Source organism: Microvirga ossetica, assembly GCF_002741015.1.
GTDB classification, from domain to species: domain Bacteria; phylum Pseudomonadota; class Alphaproteobacteria; order Rhizobiales; family Beijerinckiaceae; genus Microvirga; species Microvirga ossetica.
In genome coordinates, this window is sequence record NZ_CP016616.1 from 5,595,015 (window position 1) to 5,614,626 (window position 19,612).

The window sequence follows — 19,612 nt, forward strand, 5'->3', positions numbered from 1 at the left end:
CGGATGCTAGCATTCCAAGCTACTTCACCAAGTGTTGCCTTAACGAGCTCGGTTAGTATCGAGCGGAACATGGCGTCAGCCCCCTCAAACTGGATCATTGGATGGTTGCGAACTCCACGGCCGGCATTGAACGTGATCCCAAATGATGAAGACAGATACCTTTGCTATCAAGCTGCCCGGTGATCGATCACATCCACGTTCGGACGGTTATCCCCGGCCAGGATGTTCGGCAGCTCCTGGATGAAGATCTCGCTGTGCCCCTCGATCAGGCCTTCCTTCTTCAGACGCCAATCCCCGGTGGCAAGCTTCTCCGGCAACGGACGGTCAACGACCTCGTAGACGATCTGGATGTCGGCCGGGATCTTGTCGACGATGGCCAAGCGGTCGTTGCGCTTCAGGTTGGTAGCATCGAGCACGACGGTCTCGCCATCCGCAAGGCGACGGATGACCCTGCGCTCGACCTCCTTGAACACGTCCGTCTGGTCACTGGTCTCGAGAGAGCCGTACTTCTCGATTCGGATGTCATCGCTCGAGACAATGCTGTCCTGGGAGTACCTGCGCTTCGCCAGAGTGGATTTGCCGGCACCGCTTGGACCGACCATCAGGACGAGTTTCTGCCCGCAACGCGGCCAGTCCCATCCACGGGCCTCGCTCCTGTTCGAGCGGATCTCATCCCACTTTTCCGAGAGCTTGATGAGATGATCTGCCGGCACGACGTTGTGGTGGGCCACCGTGTTGCGGACGGCCGCCACGCTCTTCAGGAAGGTGGCCTCGAGTTTCGGGATGCGCTCGTTCAGCAGGTGGTAGAGGTGGCTCGCCTCAAGGTCACGCAAGGCATGGATGTGCTTAATGCCCTTCCTGGTCTCCACGGCATAGGGCAGGTCGGGTGCGAGGATGGCACCATACCGATCCGCGAAGAAGTCGATCACCTCGCCGACGAACGGTGTCAGGGCATGCGACTGGGCGAGCCAGATGCGCCGCTTGAGGGTTGGGTGCTCGATGGCAGGTCGACATGCCAGGGAGTGGATGAACGGAGACCCGTCCCATTCGTCGATCAGTCCGTTGCCCCACGTCGGATGCATGTCCAGTCCCGGAAGGTCCGACAGGAGGGCGATGGGATCCGCCAACTCCTCGGGATCCCTATGGGCAAGAAGGCGGATCATCTCACCATCCCATCCCGCCAGGCGGATGACCGTCTCGGCAGCCACGCGGTCCAGCAGACTTTCGCCCCCATCTTGGCGCATTAGCCTCGTGACGTACGTCCTCGTGTCGACCGGAGTGACGTACGCCCTCCACTGCATCTCGTCCTTCCCGAACAGAAAGGACACGTCCGATCGTGGAAGATCCACAGGGAGCAGCACGATGAGCCGCGGGGAGAGGCGCTGGGCTGCATCCATCGATGCATCCGCACGCTGCGATGCGGCCGCGAAACTCCGAAGGAAGGCAGACCATCGGCCCCATGCGTCCCGATCAACCCCGTCGATGAGAAACGAGGCGGCCGACAGGCCGGGCAGGTCCGCGAACGCGGGAACGGAGTGGATGCTCGTGTCCCTGATGCCACCCGCGCGGGCGAGCCCGTGCGGGATGGAGCGGTCGAAGGATCGGTCCTGCGCGTTGACGTGCACTACCCGTCCGCCGCCGCGCTCACGAGCCGCCTCCATGATGGCTTCCTTGAACCCTCGCGGCCGGGCGCTGGGCACGGTCACTCCAAGGATGCCCTTTGGAGACGACAGCATGCGCGAGGCGACCCTCTCGACGAAGTTGGCAGGTCCGGACAGGTTCCAGAAATCGGCGACCATCACGCTGCCTCCTGGATCTCGACCTCGAGGAGGCGACGGGCCAACGGGGCAAGGGTGTAAGACGCCTTGGACTCGTCATCGGGCTGATGACCCGCAACGGGCTGGAATGCGCCGATGTTGATCCCGTAGTTGACGATGGCCTCCGCCGAGGCCCAACCGCCAGCGCCGGACCTGATCTCCGAGAAGGTCAGCGTGTCCGCAACGTCCTTCAGCGTGAACGAGGATCCGGTGTAGCTCGCGATCGAGCGGCAGATGTCCCCGAAGGAGCCATCGAGCCCGAGGCGCGCCAGGATGTCCTGCGCGCCCATCACATCCACGACGAGACGGTCGATCCGTCCCTGGAGCTTGTTGCCCCTTGCGCTACCCTTGTCGCTCCGTCCCTGATGCTTGTCGCCCCGGTCGGCATGGAACAGCCAGGACATCGGGGCATTCCAGCCGCCGCAGGCCTCGATCATGCGCTCACGAGCCGTCTGGTCAAGGGTCGGATGGTTCTGGACGATCTCACTCTCGAGGAAGGCCGCGCTCCATGGCTCGAGCGGGATGACCTTGATGCCCGTGGGTCGCGTAAAGCGCGGGTCGTTGACGAACCGTTCCAGGTGCTTGGGGCGGCCGACGAACACGACCTTGGCGAGGGAGTCGATGACCGCCCTGGCCCGCATCGTCTCGGCGACCCAGTCCGGCCCCCAATCCGAGCGGGAGTCCACGACCACCACGACCGGGTTCTGGCGCTGCGCGCTCGTCCCCCTGATCCGGGTGAGGCGTTCCGAGAGATCCTGCTTGCCCGGGAACGTCTGGGCGCTGACCTCGCACTTGTCGGCTTCCGAGAAGGAGTTCGCCGCGTTGCGCAACGACAGCGACACGAGGTCGATGTCGGCCACATTCGTCCCGAAGACGAGCTTCACCGGTGTCAGGTCGGTGAGGATGTCCCGCTCCTGACCAAGGGTGAGGGGCGACGACTGCCTGTGCTCGATGTTGTAGCCGATGGTCGGCTCCAGAGGGCGCCGCGCCGATTTCGGATCGAATTCGTCCAGTGGCTTGCGATCCCCGAACTCGAGGAGCTTGTCGTCGATCTCGTCCCGGTTGCCGAGCAGGCGCGTTACGGCCGTGGACCGGAGGGTCCAGCGGTTCGTCGGCGTCCTCCGGAGGATGCCGAGCCCCTCCATCTCGTCGACGAGGTCCTCGAACAGGGAGAACCTGTTCGGATCCACGAATCCCCTCGGCCAGAACGCGACCGCGGCATCCCTGATCTCGCGGACCGTCACGCCCTCGTCGATCTTGCCTTCCGCCTCGTTGCCGAGGACCAGATGGGCAACCACGTAAGCAAGCAGCTCGTACCGCTGGTCGATGCGCAGCGTCATCCTAAACTTCTCGCGGACCTCATCGCTGGCCTGGCGGCGCTCCAGCACCTCGGACACCAGGCTCCGGCTGATCGTCCTGACCTGATGGTTCGTGCGCTTGATCTCCTCGTTGACGATCTCGAGGAGGTGCTTGGCGTAGGTCTGCACCAGAACCGGGTAGTAGTTGGAATGGCTCAGGATGCGCCAGATGTCCTCACGGCGCTCGAACTCCATGCCCAACGCCGCGAACGGACGCACCACGAGATCCTCGGCATCGCCCATCTCGTCTCCCATCAGCGGACCGATGCGCTGGGGATCGGACGAGATCTGCTTGAGCGGATCGTTGCCCGTCTGGACGAAGCGGGTGACGTTGTGCAGACCAGAGAGGATGAACTTGAAGCGCCGCCCCGTGTCCGTCATCAGCTTCTGGAGGGCGAAGAACTCCGTGTAACCCTGCGCCGCGTCGGCTGTCACGAAATCGTCCGCCTCGTCGATGAGGAGGATAACGCGTCGGCGGGGAGCGACCTCGAGCCATCGCTGGATGGTCTCGATCACACGCGCGGGCTCGGTCACACCCTGCTTGGTGAAGATCGTCGGCAGGTTCCTCGCGATCTCCTCCCAGATGCGCCGCGTCAGGTGCTGCTCGGGCCCCTGCGTTAGGGACTGGGCATCGACGAAGGCAACCAGGATCTCGCCCTTGGGGTCGTGCTTGGTCGCCTGGAGGTGCTTGAGAAGCGCGGTCTTGCCCAGGCGGCGCCCGCCGTAGACGATGCAGCTTCCGTGCGTATCGAACAGGGTCGCCAACTCCTTGCTCCGCCCGCGGAACATCTCGACGGGCACGCTTTCACGGCCCCAGTCGCGATAGGGTTCGGCATAGCTGAAGGGCTGCCCGAGCTCAAGCAGGGTGAGGGGGCGCATCTCGGGTTCCCCGAGCGCATACAGGATGCTCGCGGAGTCGACGAGGATGACCCGGCGCCGGGCTTGGAGGTTCTGGAGCATGAACTGCTGCCTGCGCTCCTTCGAGACGACGTCCCCGACGAACACGATCACGCCCTTCTGGCCCGTATGGCAGATCTCCGTGAGCTGCGCGTCACCGGGCATGGTCGCCATGATGGCAACCCGCCAGTACTGATCGGTGAGGGAGCCGAAGTCCGGGAGGAGGAGCGACTCGGTATCGCGCAGCAGTGAGAAGTCGAAGTCGCCAACGAAGCGCTTCTGCTGCGCGTTGGTGAGGTTGCTGGGATCCCTCAGGTTGGCCCTAATGCCCAACCCTTCAAGGAAGTCGGTGACCTTGGCCGCATAGCCCTGATCGGTCTTCACGGTCTCGATCCGCCGGACGGTATCCCACCACCGTCCGAAGATCACCGCGGCCTCGTCGCGGCGGGCAGGGGACAGTTCGTCGAAGCGGAGTCCGCAGAACTCGATGCCGTCGTTGATCGCTGAGGAAGCCCTGTCGTAGTAGGCCTTCCCGAGCTTGGTCATGGCAGGCAGGACGGTGGTCGAGAACTCCTCGAAGCGCCGGAGCCGGGAAGGAGGAGTGGGGATCTCCCCTGTCTTCTCGGCAAGGACGACGAACTCCTCTGCTGTGAGCAGGTCATCGCCGGCGCAAAGGGTGCGCAACCGCTGTGCATTGTGGGACGAGATCCGCCCCTCAAGCGCATCGACCCGTGCGAGGAGGCGGTTGCGGGGTTCGTCCATCAGCGCCCGGACCTCGTCCTCGGTCTCGGCGAGAAGGATCGAGGCGAGGCGGATGTCGTCGATGCGTTCGCCGTCGATGGCCTCGTCACGCTCCTCCAGCGATGCCACCACCGGAACCTCGGCGGAGCCGATCCGGTCGATCTTCGAAAGTGCGGACAGGGCCTCGTCGGGTTTCAGGATCGATCCGTAGCGGATGACGCGCTCCACGAGGGAGCGGGCCCTGTCGATCTCCTGGGCGAGCTCCACGCGGGCCGCATCGAGGTCCGCCGAAAGGCTGTCGGAGAGGTTGTCCCGCATGGCCTCCGAGATGCCGTGGTGCTCCGCAAGCTCCACGAGAAGGCGAGCGCCCACGAAGGAGGTCTCGTCGATGCGTTGCCGGAACAGCCCCTCGTAGGCCCGGTCGCGCGCTTCCCCCTTCTCGGGCAGGAGCGGAACGCGGACCTGCTGGAGGATGAGGCAGACCTCCCCCGCGTCGTAAGGCGCGGGATACCACGAGCGCCCGAAGTGGAAATCGGGCAGGAGGGGCAGCGATCCGTGCAGCTCAAGCATGTGACCGTATGCGGGAGGGGTTGCAGCATCCCCCGCCAGAACCTTGTCCAGGCGGCGGTAGCGATCCACCACGTAGCGGGCCACGGAAGTGTAGGCCTCATCCTCTGCGAGACGGTCGAACGCCTCGCACGCGGCTGCCAGGTGACGGCGCAGGTCGGCGACCGCCTCCTTCAGCTTCGGCTGCTCGCTGGCGCTCACCAACGTGACGGCGTTCCTCCGGTCGATGTACTCCGCGCACCGTGCGCCGAGGTCGAGCAGCGAGCCGACGAGCTTGTCGCGAGCCGCTCCATCCAATCCCTTGTACTTCGAATTGACCGCCAGCTCCGCCCTGTAGAGCATGTCCAGGATCTGGGATCGAGTCGAGCACTCGTTGACGTAGCGCCTCGCCGCCGCCAGGGCAGCGGCATCGTCCGCCTTCATGGCATCGCGAAGGTCGCCCACTTCCTTGCCGGGCTGGAGGAGGGCAGTCCGGATCTTGGCGCCGAGCTGGTAGCTGAACTGGGTCCGTGACAGAAGGTCGACCCTCGAGATGATCTCCTTGCGGCATGTCTCGGCATCGCTCTCGGCCTCCATGGTGTTCGAGATGTGATGGAGGACGGCGGGAGAGAACGGCAAGCGCGAGCGGGCGAAGCGCTGGACGCTCTCGGAGAGTGCACGGGTCTCCTCCCGAACGGGTTCGACGAGCCCGTTCAACGACCTCAGGACCTCTCCGGCGCCCGCATCCGAGTGGAAAAGCGTCAGCTCCAACGCGGACGGATACATGAGCATGCGGCGGATGGAGCCCGCAATCTCGTCGGACGGCGGCATCTCCTCGATGGAGGCGAGCGCCTTCACCACGGCATCCTGGACCACCATCGGGGTCGCATGGAGGCTCGCATGGTTGACGTTCCCGGCCATGGCGGCGAAGCGGAGTTCCTCCGGCGTCATGTCGAGGGAGGATCCCGCATGCAGGCTGCCGGCCGCTTCCACGAGATGATAGGCAAGCCCCAGCTCGTGCGATGCCACGAACTCCCAGATCTTTTCGTTGACCCTGGCGACCTCAGGGTCTTCCTCGACGATCTCGGGCTCGACTTCCGCCTCCGGCTCCCCGCCGTCCGAGGCATCCGAAAGGACGCGTAGGTCATCCTCGTCGATCGTGATTTCGTCCTCGTCGGTGACGAGCACGGCTGGGGCCTCCGCCGCTTCCGCCTCGAACGTTGCCGCTACGGGGACCTCTGCCTCGGTGACGGGTTCCTGCCGTGGCGGGACCGTGACCTCCTCGGCGACTGGGTTAGCCTCTCCCTCGATGTCGGACTTCTCGGCCTCGCCCACCGACGGAAGTTCGACCTGAGGAGACACCTCGGTGTTGTTGCGGGCCGCCCAGAAAGCCTCCTCACGATCCTCCTCGACCTCTTCGGCCACGTCGGAGGTTTCATTGTGCGCAACCTTAGGCGTCTCCTCAGGCACAGGCAGCACTTCGGCGGCCAGCAGGGTCGTGACCTCGTCGAAGCCTTCGTATGCGGTCTCGAAATGCCCGAGCAACATCTCGGATTCCCGCTCCATTTCCTGGTTGAGCTGAGCCCTCTGGAGGAGCTTCGCGCTGGCCAGCTTTTCCTGGATCCCGTTGACCCTCTCACGATCGGCGTCCGTATCGCACAGGGCGGACTCCGTCCTGCCGAGACTTACCTCGATCTGGTCGGCGCTCTCCATGGAGAGGTCCGTCGGTGACGGAACGTCGGGAAGGGTGCGTTCGAGTCCGATGTACTCGACGAGCCCGACGAGGCTGCGGCGAGCCTCGATGGCACGCTCGCGGTACGGCTCGGCATCGACCCGCCGGGGACGCGCTGCCTCGTATGCTACGACGGAGGCCGAAACGACCGTGAGGATGTGTCTGAGCCTGTCCACGATGTCCGGCGACGGGTCGTCGTTGCCGTGCTGCCTGACGAGAGCATCGAGGTCGCCGAATGCCTTCCTGAAGGATGCACGCGCCTCCTCCATTCCTCCTGAGATCGAGACCACGCCCTGACGTCCTTCATCCAGCTTTCCGTTGGACGTCGAGGAACGGTCTTCGGTCTCCATGGAAAGCACCTCGTCTGTTGAATGGGTCTCGGTCGAAGGGATCCCCTCGGACAGGTCGGACACTTCCGGGAAGCCTGCGTCCCCATCGGCATCGGTCGTCCGGATCGAGTCCCGGCGTGCGGTCTGCGCCAGTTCCTCGGACGCAGCCTCGGCGAGTTCCTTGATCAGCGGGTCGTCCTGCTGCGTCAGCCAGGCCTTTTGGGCGCGGCGGCTCCTCAGGAAGTCGGCCACGTCCCCGAAGCCTGGCTCGTCCGCAATGGCCGGAAGCAGGTTCTCGTCGAGCAGCTCGGAGCCTCGCAGGACGCAGAAGTCGCGGGCGAGATCGGTCTGCTTGTCGATCAACAGGCACTCGAGCACGTGCAGGTCAGTGAGGGTGCCGACATCGTCGGTTCCCGTCCGTTCCTTGACCGTGTCGAGCATCCCCCTGAGAACGCCGTCGACCTTCCGGTAGAAGGGACGGAAGATGCTCCGGTCGCGGGGACTGGTTCCGTCCTTCGACACTACGATGCTGGCCACCGCCGTGTGGAGGAAGGGATACTCGAACCCCTTGAGAAGGAGGTCGATGATAGCGTCTCCCTCTGGCCTTGCCTGGGGCCAGAACTTGGCGTTCCGGGCGTGCTTCCGGAGCGTTTCCCGCCCTAGGTGGAGCTGGCTCTTGACCGCTCCCGAGAGGCTGATCTTGTCCTTGAGCCAGATGCGGTCGAGGAAAGCGGGGATGACGATGGTGGGCGCGGCATCGCCTTCAAGGGACTCGTCATCGATGCCTTCGAACCAGTTGGCCGGCTCTCCCCTTTCGAGATTCCCTTTCTCCGCCGACAGTTCGCCACTGGATGGCTCGCCTTCCAAGACCTCGCCATCGGGCCCGACCCGGGTGAATTGCCCGCTATACTCGGCGGCACCGGTGTCCTGTTCAAATGCGATCAGCCTCAAGATGTATGGAAGCAGGTCGGCGACGGGTTGCCCGATTTTCACCACGGCTTCGATGAATTCCCGGTTGGCATGCCCGCCATGGATGGACTCGATCAGGATGAAGGACCGCAGTTCGTCCCACTTCTCCATCTTGGCCAGTGCCTTGATGGTCTCGAGGGGGCCGACGGGTGCCTGCATCGTCCTGTAGGGGCCCTTCTTCTGGCGGATCATCGCATGGACTGCATCGTACCAGCGGTGGAAGATCCCTCGGACTCCCAGCTTGGGCTTGGCCTTGCGGGACTTCCCGTACAGGGCACCGATGCCGGGCACGATCCGGAAGAGATCAGAGACGACCTCGTAGAATTCCTCCTCGGTCGGCGGCCGATCCTTGGGCCAGAGATAGAACGGGGCGGTGATGATCACCTCCCGCCACAGGGGATCCAGTTTGCGCAGGAAGGCCGGGCTCACGGTGACGTGCTGCTTCACCCATTCCGGCGTGACGAAATCGGGCACGACGTCGACATAGAATCGACGGACCATCTCTTCCCGTTCGGGATAGCGCTCGACGAAGCGCTGGAGCCTGTCACTCAGCGGGCCCTCCGCGCGGTTCGACAAGCCCTTGGTGTTGATCGAGGTCGGTGGCGTGGGCGGGAGCACGATGGATGCAGTCATGGCTCGGTTGGCGTGTTGGAAGATGACTGGGGGAAGGACAGCGGAGCCATCCTCGGTCGACGGCGCCGGGAGGGCCTTCTCGGCTTCCCCTTCGGACTGATCGGACAGCGACGGCACGGACTCGGCATCGTCTGGCTCGGGATCGTCCTCGTCGAGGACGAACGACGGGACGTAGTCCCTGAGCTTCGTCTCGAAGAACAGCGGGGCGGGGAGGGATGTCGACGATGCTGTATGGCCGTATCCGCTCCGCAGCTTGGTCACGAGCGAGGCGATGGCATCGGGATCGTCGGTGCCGTGGCAGTGCATGACGGCAATGTCGATGGGTCCGGCGATCTTGTAGAATTCCTCCTTGAGCGAGCGGACCTGCTCGATATGGAGGCCTTCCTTTCCCTTGAGTGCGGCAGGCATCTCGGCCTTCGCGGGAAGCTTGTAGGGATAGGCGAGATCCCGGTAGACGCTCAGTCCCTTGGCGATCTTCTGCTTGCCGTCGTTTGTCCCCATCGAGAGATAGAAGGGGTGGGGCACCCCGCCCATCCGGAACGTCGACACGATGGTGGTCGGCGCATACCGCACGACCTCCTCGAGCGTCCGTCCACTGTCGGCATCGAGACGTGCGAGCTTGCGCACCTTCCTGACGATCACCCGCGGAGCCACGTCGGTGCGGATCCTGACGAGGCGGGCGCCCATCCAGTCGGAGGCGGGATCCAGGGAACGGCCGAGGAGGTCGAAGCTGCGGCCGATGTCCTTGTCCCTCAGGGCAGGCCACAGCCCGCTCGCCGAGGTCGCGTCGAACAGGACGAGCGGACGCTGGCCGCGCTCGCATGCCCCGCCGATTACGTGGTTCACGAACCTCTGGTATGTGTCCCTGCGGGCATCCTCATTGTCCCCGAGATTGGGCGTGACCCAAGCAGCGGCCTCACGGAGGGACTCGAACAGCGGCCTCTCCTCCGTCCATTGGGCAACGCCGTTCAGCCGCCGTCCGAGGATCGCGGTCGTGCGGCCCGTCGCGACGTCGACGCTGGTCGCCATCAGAAGCTGGCTCGACTTCGTTCCCGCCCTGCTCCGGGACTTGCTGATCACGGAGATGCCGATAATCGACTTCGGACGGGTATCGGCCTTCGGAAAGGCGGATGCGACCGGGGTCTGGATCTCGGACACGAGCCCTGCATGCCCGAACAGCAGGTCGAGCAGGGCCGCCTGGACGCGGAAGAGATAGTCCTGGAAGCGCTTGGCCGACGGCTCGGGCGGGCGGAGGTACTGGACGTTCGCGTTCGCGCCGCGGGCGAGGGCAATGCGCCCGGCAGGCTTGTTCACGCGGTCGTCGGGTCGCTTCCCGCCGGGATCGCCTTCCGTGGCCGGCACGGTGTACCAATCGGTGGCCTGGACGAGGACGTGACAACCGTCCTTTTCCGAGAGCACGTCGGCGAGTGGCTTCCATGCCTCGATCCTGGCGGCATACCGCTCTGCGTTGCTGCCGTCGCCCGCGGGAAGCCGTTTCTGCGCACCATGCACATTAGGCAAGCGATGCGAGATCACGTCCACGGACTTCCCGAACAGGGCCCCGATGATGCGCTCGAGCACGGTGCGCTCGCTCTGGGACGGAGCGATGACCACCACGGTGGGCTTGTCGTTGCCGAACGTCCTGCGGATGCGATCCCGGTTGGTCGCCTGCAATTCCTGGAGAGTGGTGAGCGCCTTGTTCACTCCGGTCGCATCGAGGTTGGCGGGCGGCTCGCCATCCACGAGCAGCGCCCATGCTTCCGCCAGCGACTTGTCGTCCAGCTCGTTCAGGCCGTGGGATGCCGCGACCCATCCGAGGACGGACTGGAGCTTCAGGGCGACGTGCTGGTCTTCGATCCGCTTGATGGTGGTGTCGTTCTGCGTCACCGGGACGGGCTGGAAGACATCGGACACCCGCTCGGAGACGGCATCGAACAGGTCGAGCAGGTCGCGCTCCGTGACGCCGGAGCCGACCGAGGTCTCGAGCGAGTATCCATTGTGATAGGGAATTCCCACGAAGGCGGTCTTCTGCGCTCCCTTCTCCACGAGCTCGGCAAAGCCCGAGCTGAGGTCGAGCCTCGCCCCGAAGGCCTGCATCACGAAGGCCGGGTCGACGGGCTCGACGATCTCGCCCTTGCGCAACCCGCAATCGAAGCGGACGGAGACGTCCCTGTCCTTCGCCATGATGATGCCGCCGAGGCGCGTCTGGCGGCGCAGGTCGGACGCATCGGGCACGCGGCGGCACCACCGCCTGCGGGTCGCCTCGACCCTGACGATGGGATTGTCGGAACCCGGTACCGTCTCGACGGCAAACGTCGCCACCATCGACCATTGATCCTCGCCCATGGCGTGAGGCCAGGTCTCGAAGGAGATCTCGTTCGACCGGGTCGCGGAGCGGACGATGCGCTTCACGGGGCCTAGACCCTCGAAAAGCTCGATGCCCGTGAGCCTGCGGGCGAGCAGCGCATGGATGGCGTCGTGGGCGCGGACGAAGGCTCCGGCGTCGGAACCGATCGATGCGGCGATGTCGATGGCACGCTTCTCCTGGACGAGAAGGCCTCCGTCGTTGGCCAGGTCGCGGATGTCGTCGAGCAGGGCCTCGCTGACCCCGACGTTCTCGCTCCAAGGTGCCAGGACGTTGTCGACCCAGAGCTTCGTCGCGCGGGTCGCCGCCTTGACCGCCTTGTCCGTCCCGTCGTCGATGACGTCCAGGAAGTACGCTGGCCCTTCGGCGTCGCGATTGCGCCCGATCCGTCCGAGATCGGAGGAGACGAGAACTGCATCGGTCACGGCCGCGGCGATGGCCGCACGCAGCGCCGCGTAGGGAAGGGCTCCTGCCTCGGGCTTCCTCGATGCCTTGGCGGACGAGGCGATGGCCCTGAACAGGTCCTCGGCCTGTCCGCTCCATCCCATCCTGATGCCGTGAACCTCCTCAGACGCTCCCGGGATCGGCCGTAACGCCATTGCCACGTTGGCCGTCTTCGGCTGAGCCTTGCCAGAGAGGGGCAGAAGATAGGATGGTCCGTCAGTCATCTTGCCTCGCGTCGTAGAACCTGATGCCTTCCACGCGGCTCAAGGGGCCGTAGAAGGGTGAATAGAGTGCGCCGTAGACCTCGCGGACGACCGGGTCGGGGTCGGTGACCCTCTTGCGCAGGATGTCCCTCATCATCACGATGAAGCTCGTCTGGGGCTTGTCAGGCTCGTTCCCGCCCGTCGCGGCCGCGACGTTGGCCCATGCGCCGTCGACGAAAATCGCCCTGGCCTTGCAGCCGTTGCGCATCGCGCGGCCGATGGTTTGCAGGATGTCGATCATGATGTCGGCGACGAACGGCTCGAGGAGGTCGCCGAGCAGGCTGGCCTTCACCGAATGGCGCATCAGCCTGCGCACCCGCTCGAGGGATGCCTGACGCTCCCGCCGCCATGCCAGCGAGATGTCGCGGATGCCCATGTCGGCGGGGAACTCCCGGAGGTCGAAGTCCATGCTGTCGCGTCCGGCGAGCCCTGCCACGAAATCGTAGCTCTCGGCGGCCGGATGAGGCCGGGTCAGGAAGACGACGGTCGAGATGGCGGCCTTGTTGAACAGAGGCGTGCCGGCATGCGCCTCGCCCCCGAAGACGATGTTCACGCCGCGGGCGATCGCCTTCATCGGGAAGACGATCGCATCCCAGTCGTCACGGGCGCCGATGGACTCGACCTGCGCCGTGGTGACGTAGTCGCCGTCATGGTCGGCCGGAATCTCGTCCACCACCCCGATCACGCGGCGTGCGATCCCGTCGCGGACGCGGGCGATGTGCCGCTTGACCAGCTTGACCTGCTCGTAACCGTTCACGACGAATGCGACCTTGCGGCCCGGGTCGAAGTCGCGGGTCAGCGCCAGCACCCGCGGATCGTCGCCCATGAAGAAGTGCTCGACCATCTTCTCGAGGATCCTGCCCCTCTGCGAAAGGGGCGCGCCCGAGAACCGGAGCATACGGCGGGGATCCTCGGGATCGGGGATCGGCTGGAAGAGGAACACGCTGTCTCGCCACGCGGCTTCGGCGCCTGCACGGCGCAGGACGTAGTGCGGACCGACCGGGATGTGGAAGGACGGGCTCTCGGCGAGGAACGACGTGGCGCTCGTCAGGAGGACGTTCGGACCGCGCTCGAAACCGTCGTGCCTCAGCAGCTCGTGCATGCGGTACAGCAGGGTGCGCGGAGCGCCCCGGAACGTGAGGTAGCTGACGGCGAGGCTCGTCCGCCCGGCATCGGTCTGGAAGCGGAAGCGGATGCCGGAGAGGCGTCCGATCAGGGCCTCGGGCACGAGCCGGGCGAAGTCCTCGCTGATGCCCTGCTGGAACAGAGGTGAGGTGTGGATGCCCTCGGCGACCATGGCGTGCTGGGCCGGCACGATGGCCAGGAACTGCATCACCACGGTCGTGACGTTGACCAGGAACCGGAAGATCTCGTTCGTCTTCTCGGGCCCGAGGTCGCGAGGCTCGATCAGCGCGAACACCGCCTCGCGAACGGAGGCGATGTGGGTCTCCTTGACGATGGGCGAGGGCTCGGCCAGCCAGTCCCGGAGCGGCTCGACGATGGCACGGAACGCCTCGCCCACCTGTTCGGGCGGGCGTCCGATCGCCTCGCCGATCTTGACCGGATCGTACTCTCGGACTGTGTCGTCATCGATCACGGTCCTGCGGAAGAGGGATTCGCGGATGCACGAGTCCCAGAAGGTCGTGATCGCCGAGAACCTCTGCTCCTCGTCCGCCCGCTCTTGCGGCGTCAGCTTCGAGGGGTCGGGATGGCCGAAGAGATCGCTGGCCACCCGATTGCCCGTGATGAACGCGTCGTCGTAGGCGTCGAGGTGGGTGTTGCCCTTGCCCCGTCGCCTGTCGGCCTGGAGCTGCACGACGAGTGCGCGGTTGAGAGCGACGAAGTTGTTTGCCCTGTTCGAGTAGTCCGTGATGTTCGCGGCAACCGCGTCGTTGCGCCCCTGGGCATGGGGCATCATCAGGTCCTCGATGAGCTTCAGCTCGTAGGAGCTTCCGCTGCCCGTGATGTCGACGACCGAGACCGCCTTCCGGTCGAGCACGGCCTGCACGCCGTCGACCTCGTCGACGATCACGACGTCGGCCGTCATGGCGACGGACTCGAGATACCGGATGTGCTCCTCGACGAAATGGAGGGGCAGGCGGGTGTCGAGCGAGAGCACGTGGCCGAGCCAGATCCTGCGGCGGGTCAGCTCCCGGGTTGCCTTGAGCCGTCCGCACCACCCGCCGACCGGGCAGAGCTGCTGGGTCGCCTTCTCGGATTCGCCGCCCTTCTTCAGCTCCCTCTTCTGCCAGACCCCGTTGCAGGGCGGCTCGAGATGGGGGAATACGTCCTCGTCGCTTTCCTCCTCGAAGCCTCCGAGGGCGCAGTTCAATCCCATGAGGTCCGCGCCGAAGATGCTCCGCCCGAAGCCGCGCGCCTCGTCGAGGGATGCGATCCTCTCGGCGAGCTTCGCGGCATGGCGACGGCGGGTGTCTGGCGACTGCCCCATCAGCAGTCCGGCCTTCACGCCGTAGTGGTCGAGGTCGGCCAGCGTGTTGAAGGCGTTCTCGATGGAGGGCACCAGTACGACCACGTGATACTCACGGCTGTCGAGCCAGGCGAGGACCAGCTTGATCAGCGTCGTCTTGCCTGTCCCGGGCAGTCCGATCATGTGCTTCAAGCCGTCGAGCCTGAGGGACTGAACGGATTCGAGTCCCGAACCATCGGCCTTGGGCGCCAGCAGATGGACCTTCTGGTTGCCCAGCTCATCCTCGAGGCGCTTCAGCCACTCGCCTCCGGTCCTTCCGGGATTCGCAGCGTCGATCCTGTCGAACTCGATGGCGATGGCCCTGAGATCGGCCAAGGGGATGTCGATCGGACCCCGCGGCCGACGGGTCACGTCGTGCTGCGGCGGCTCCGGCAACAGGTCGGCCACGCCCTTCAGGTCGACCTTGACGGCGCGGGCATGGGATCCGCGCTCGCTCAGGATGTGCATGGCGCGGCCGGGATCGGCGATGCCCCGTCCGTGCTCGGCCAGCGGCAGTCCGTCCACGAGGGCATCGACCATCGCATCGATGGAAGGGTCGTTCTCGGGAACGCGGCGCCAGAAGGGGATGCCCGGCGATTCCGGATCGACTTCGTAGGGCGGCTCGATGAAGCCGTCCTCTTCGGCGTTCTCAGCCTCCCACTGCTGCATGTCATACACGGCCTGACGGAGGCTGGCGTCCGACGAGACGACCACCCCCATCTGGCGCAGCGAGAAGGCAGCCCGCGCGAAGGCCGACGCATTGGGATGGTCGAGGATGGACCCGTACCCGGTCATGAGGGCAGGGACGTCGGCGAGGTTGCCCGCACCGAGCAACCGGTCGACGGCGGCACAGAGCCACTGGACGCCGACTGCCTTCCTGTAATCCGCAGGCCTCACCCTCATGCCGCCAGCTCCCTGATCACGTCGCTTACCGTCATGAATTCGAGGCACTTCCCTTCGCCCTGCAAGGCGATGGCCTTCAGGGTCTTGAGGTAACCGTTGTCCTGCCGGACCCGCGCATCGGGAACGCAGAGGATGCGGCGGCGGAACATGGTGATCTGGCCGACGCTCCGCGCCAGCCGGGCCCCGAGGAGCGACGCGCTGGCGTACGACTTCACGTCGATCCCGACATCCCTGCCGTCGACCGAGACATCCGCGGCATCGCTGTAGGGATAGAGGTCGACCGTCCGCCCGGCAGCCTTGAGGCGGTCGTGGACCTCGATCTCGGCAAGGCCGGGGCCGGTCCAGTAGGCGAGGACGGCATTGGTGGCGAGGCGCCACTCTCCGACATCAGTTACCTCGAATTCCTCGGCCACCTCGCAGGTCGGATGCCTCATGCGGCAGTCGCGGATCCGGCAGCGCCCGTTGGGAAATGAGACCACGTCGTTGTCGGGCCACAACGGGGAGCCGCAGCCGGCGCACAGCCGGAGCGTCTTGCCGTGAAGGGCCGTGGAGGGCAGGGGACGATAGAACGACTGGACGTCCGGAGCGGCCGTCAGCCAGTCCTCGATGAATTCGAACAGGTCCGCGGTCGGGAGGCACGGTCGACGGACAACCAGGCCGCGTATCTCCCTGTAGGCACGGTCCCTCATCTTGGGTCCGCAGCGTTCTGCGGCGGCCCTGAGACGCTCGTGGTGGATCTCCTGGAGAAGCTCCGTCTCGCTTCCGCCCCCGGCGGCCAGCTCGAAGCATTCTGCCGTCGGCTGCCCGAGATCGCCGTCCACCAGGACGATGTTCGCCCATGGGAAGTCGCCTTGGAAGGAAGGCATCCCCCATTCGCACATGGGACGGGCGGCCATCGCCATGACATTATGGATGCTTGCCCCCAGGTCATCGGCGCCATCACGGAGACTCTGGGCTGACAACCGTGCCAAGGCCCGCCGCATCCTTGGAGGCATGCGCCCGTCCTGCCGGACGAGATCCCCGTGGAAGAGGAGCCTCTCATGAACGTCGGCAAGGCCACGAGCTAGCATTCCGGCAGTGATTAACGAATCTTCGCCCATGCACCGAATATCATATTGCCAAGGTGGGAGAAGAGGGGTAATCAATTCACTAGATGAAGTCAATCCACTCAGTAGACGATTTCGATCTATTCAATAGATGACATCGATAAACTCACTAGACGAGATCCGGGTGAAACGGGGCGGCGAGGCCATCCTGAGGCGCCTGCGCTGGATCGAGGACACGATCCACTGGACGGGGCAGTTGCGCCGCAGGGATCTTTGCGCCCATTTCAACATATCCCCGCAGCAGGCGTCGTCCGACATCGGGGAGTACCTGAACCTCGTTCCCGGCAACATACGGCTCAGTTCCGAGGACAAGGTCTACAGGCAGGACGAGGGATATCGGCCCATTTTCGAGAAGGATGCCGCCCGCTGGGTCCAGGAAAGCTCCACGTCACTGGATCCGCCCACGATCCCCATCGAACGGATTTCCACCCCTTGGCAACGTGCTGACGACGGCATCATCGCTGCGATCATCCAGTCCTACAGCCAGAAGACACCTCTCTCCGTACTGTACCAGTCTCTCACGAGCCGTGACGCACGGCGGCGGACGATATGCCCTCACCGCCTCGTCGAGGACGGCAACCGCCTCCACGCACGGACCTGGGACTACGAACGCAACGCCTTCATCGACCTCGTCCTGACACGCATGTCGGATCCAGAACCCGACCAGACACTCCCTTGGATAGACGGTGCCGCCGACCGGGACTGGAACGAGCGCATTGACATCGACCTTGAACCGAACCCCTCCCTGTCGCCCGGCCAGGCGGACGTGGTCATGAGGGAGATCGGGCTGCCTCCCAAGGGCGGTAGGATCTCTGTCCGTCGTGCCGAAGCCCTATACCTCCTTGAGCATCTCGGAATCCGGAGCGCCGTGCAGGACGGGGCCGAGAACCCCGCAGCACGCATTGTCTGCACGAACCAGGTCGAAGTCAGGGAAACCCTGCGTTCCCGGTAGGCTCTGCAATCGGAAGCCGTCGGAGAAGGAACGGACGCTGGACTGAGTGCGGGCGATCGGAGATATTCTCCGAACCACGGGTGGGGGGCTTGCCGATGCCGACGTCCGTCTACTCCCCCGACGTCGAGGCTGTGCTGGCGGGTGCCCGTGCCCCGCAGGAGCGGACCGTGGACGTCGATGGGGCGCAGGTCTCCATCACGGTTCCATTCCCGTCTCCCGCCGATTGGCGGGATCGATGGATCTACTTTGCCCTGGTCGATCAGTTCAACAATCCGAATGGCGGCCCGGCCACGGCGTGGAATGATCCGTTTGATCGGTTTCAGGGCGGTACGCTTGAAGGCCTAAGGCTCCAGCTCGGCTATTTGCAACGTCTCGGTGTCGGCGTGATCTGGATCACCCCGGTGCTACAGAACTGCCAGGGACAGGAAGGGACCTATCATGGGTACGGGATCCAGCATTTCCTGAAGGTAGACCCGCGCTTTATGTCCGATCATTCCGACCCCGACGCGGAACTGCGCCGCCTGGTCGACGAGGCGCATGCGCGGGGCATGTACGTGATCCTGGACGTCATCCTGAACCATGCCGGGGACGTGTTCGCCTACGACGATGGGTCAGCCGGCGGGGCCTCTTCGATGCCTTGGAGCGACACGGTCTACCCGATCCGATGGCGCGCCGCCGACAACGCGGCGGTCCAGGGATGGGACAAGGCCCCGGGCGAAAACGATGCCCAACTCACTGAAGCCGCCGCGGTCTGGCCCAAGGAATTGAGGTACAACGAGGCCTTCCGCCGTCAAGGCAAGGGCGGAGAGCTCGGCGGCGACTTCGAGTCGTTGAAGGAATTCGACACCAGCAGAGGCGACATCCGGTCAGCCCTCATCCGGTCCTATCAGCATGCCGTCGCCAAATGGGATGTCGATGGCTTTCGCATCGACACGCTAAAGTACGTCGAGCCGGGCTTCGCACTGGTGTTCGGCAACGCCATGCGCGAATTCGCCTTGGAGATCGGCAAGCGCAACTTCTTCACCTTCGGGGAGGTCTACGACAGCGAGGAACAGATCGCGCGTTTCATCGGTCGCCCCACGAGCCTGGGCGGCGACATGATGGGGGTCGATGCCGCCCTCGACTTCCCGCTCTTCTACAAGCTGCCCTGGGTCGTGAAGGGGTTCTCGCCGCCGACCGAGATCATGGAGGTTTTCGAAAGGCGGAAACGCGTCCAGCGGGACATCATCAGTTCCCATGGCGAGGCCAGCCGCTTCTTCGTGTCGTTCCTCGACAACCACGACATGACGTCCCGTATCCTTGCGGAAGACCCAAGCCAGCCGGGTCGGTATCAAGGGCAGGTCATCGCGGCCCTCGGCTGCATGTTCGGGCTACAAGGCATCCCCTGTGTCTACTACGGGACGGAGCAGGGGCTTTCCGGCTCCGGATCGGACAAGGCCGTGCGCGAAGCCATGTGGGGGCGGCCGGGTGGCTTCGACGAGCCCTCCGCGATGTACGTCGCCCTGCAAGGCCTTGCCACCGTGCGAGGGCAAACGCCGGCACTCCGCTACGGCCGCCAGTATTTCCGTCCGGTTTCCGGCGACCGCAAGACGTTCGGGTTCTCGACACTCAGCCCAGGTGTCCTGGCCTGGTCCCGTATCCTGAACGAAACCGAGGTGGTATGCGTGCTCAACACCGACATCGATCAGCAGGTCGACTTGTCGGTTCTCGTCGATTCTGTCCTGCATGATGCCAATGCCACATTCGGTGTCGCCTTCTCCAGCACGGGTCAGGCATTGACGCATCCCGTCGAACGGTTTGACGCCATCGTCGAGGGAAGTCCCTTCCCGCCGGGTGCGGTGAATTCCATCCGAGCCGCCTTGGATCCAGGCGAGTTCCGCATCCTGAGGCAGGCGTAGCCCTGGGGATGGGCGGCGATGGGGGCAGGCGGTCGCGCCCGGTGATGATCCTTCTTACACCTGTTGTAGAGCAAAGATCATCCTCAAGCCGCAAGCAGCGAGAAAACAGTAGCTGCAACATTAATGGATCCAACGACCAGAAGGAGCGCGATAGGCAGAGACAAGGGCTGCGCCTCAAGCCCGCGATCGTTC

Annotated in this window: 6 protein-coding genes; 2 read left to right on the plus strand and 4 right to left on the minus strand. The window is 64.8% G+C overall.

Going from position 1 to position 19,612, the window contains the following annotated elements; genetic code table 11:
* Positions 1 to 167: 167 nt before the first annotated feature.
* From BB934_RS26655 to BB934_RS26670, 4 genes are read right to left on the minus strand one after another with little or no spacing between them, the layout of a single operon-like run.
* Positions 168 to 1,799 (minus strand): AAA family ATPase, encoded by a 1,632-nt coding sequence (locus BB934_RS26655; protein ID WP_099512370.1) that lies wholly within the window; start codon positions 1,797 to 1,799, stop codon positions 168 to 170.
* Entirely contained in the window at positions 1,799 to 12,055 is a 10,257-nt protein-coding gene (locus tag BB934_RS26660; protein ID WP_099512371.1) for an RNaseH domain-containing protein, read from the minus strand. The genes BB934_RS26655 and BB934_RS26660 overlap by 1 nt, the downstream gene beginning before the upstream one ends.
* Positions 12,048 to 15,464 carry a pPIWI_RE_Z domain-containing protein gene (locus BB934_RS26665; protein WP_099512372.1) on the minus strand — a complete coding sequence of 1,139 codons (3,417 nt, stop codon included), beginning with the start codon at positions 15,462 to 15,464 and terminating at the stop codon, positions 12,048 to 12,050. Before BB934_RS26665 ends, BB934_RS26660 begins: the two co-directional genes overlap by 8 nt.
* Positions 15,461 to 16,564: a restriction endonuclease-related protein gene (locus tag BB934_RS26670; RefSeq protein WP_099512373.1), complete on the minus strand. Its 1,104-nt coding sequence runs from the start codon at positions 16,562 to 16,564 to the stop codon at positions 15,461 to 15,463. Before BB934_RS26670 ends, BB934_RS26665 begins: the two co-directional genes overlap by 4 nt.
* A gap of 130 nt (positions 16,565 to 16,694) precedes the next feature.
* On the opposite strand from BB934_RS26670, the gene BB934_RS26675 reads away from it, so the two are divergent.
* The gene (locus BB934_RS26675; protein WP_157934332.1) at positions 16,695 to 17,522 is read left to right on the plus strand and encodes a BrxR family helix-turn-helix transcriptional regulator; all 828 of its coding nucleotides are present in this window, start codon (positions 16,695 to 16,697) and stop codon (positions 17,520 to 17,522) included.
* Positions 17,523 to 17,617: 95 nt separating this feature from the next.
* A complete protein-coding gene (locus BB934_RS26680; protein WP_099512375.1) occupies positions 17,618 to 19,420 on the plus strand; it encodes an alpha-amylase family glycosyl hydrolase in 1,803 nt (600 codons plus the stop codon).
* Positions 19,421 to 19,612: the final 192 nt, after the last annotated feature.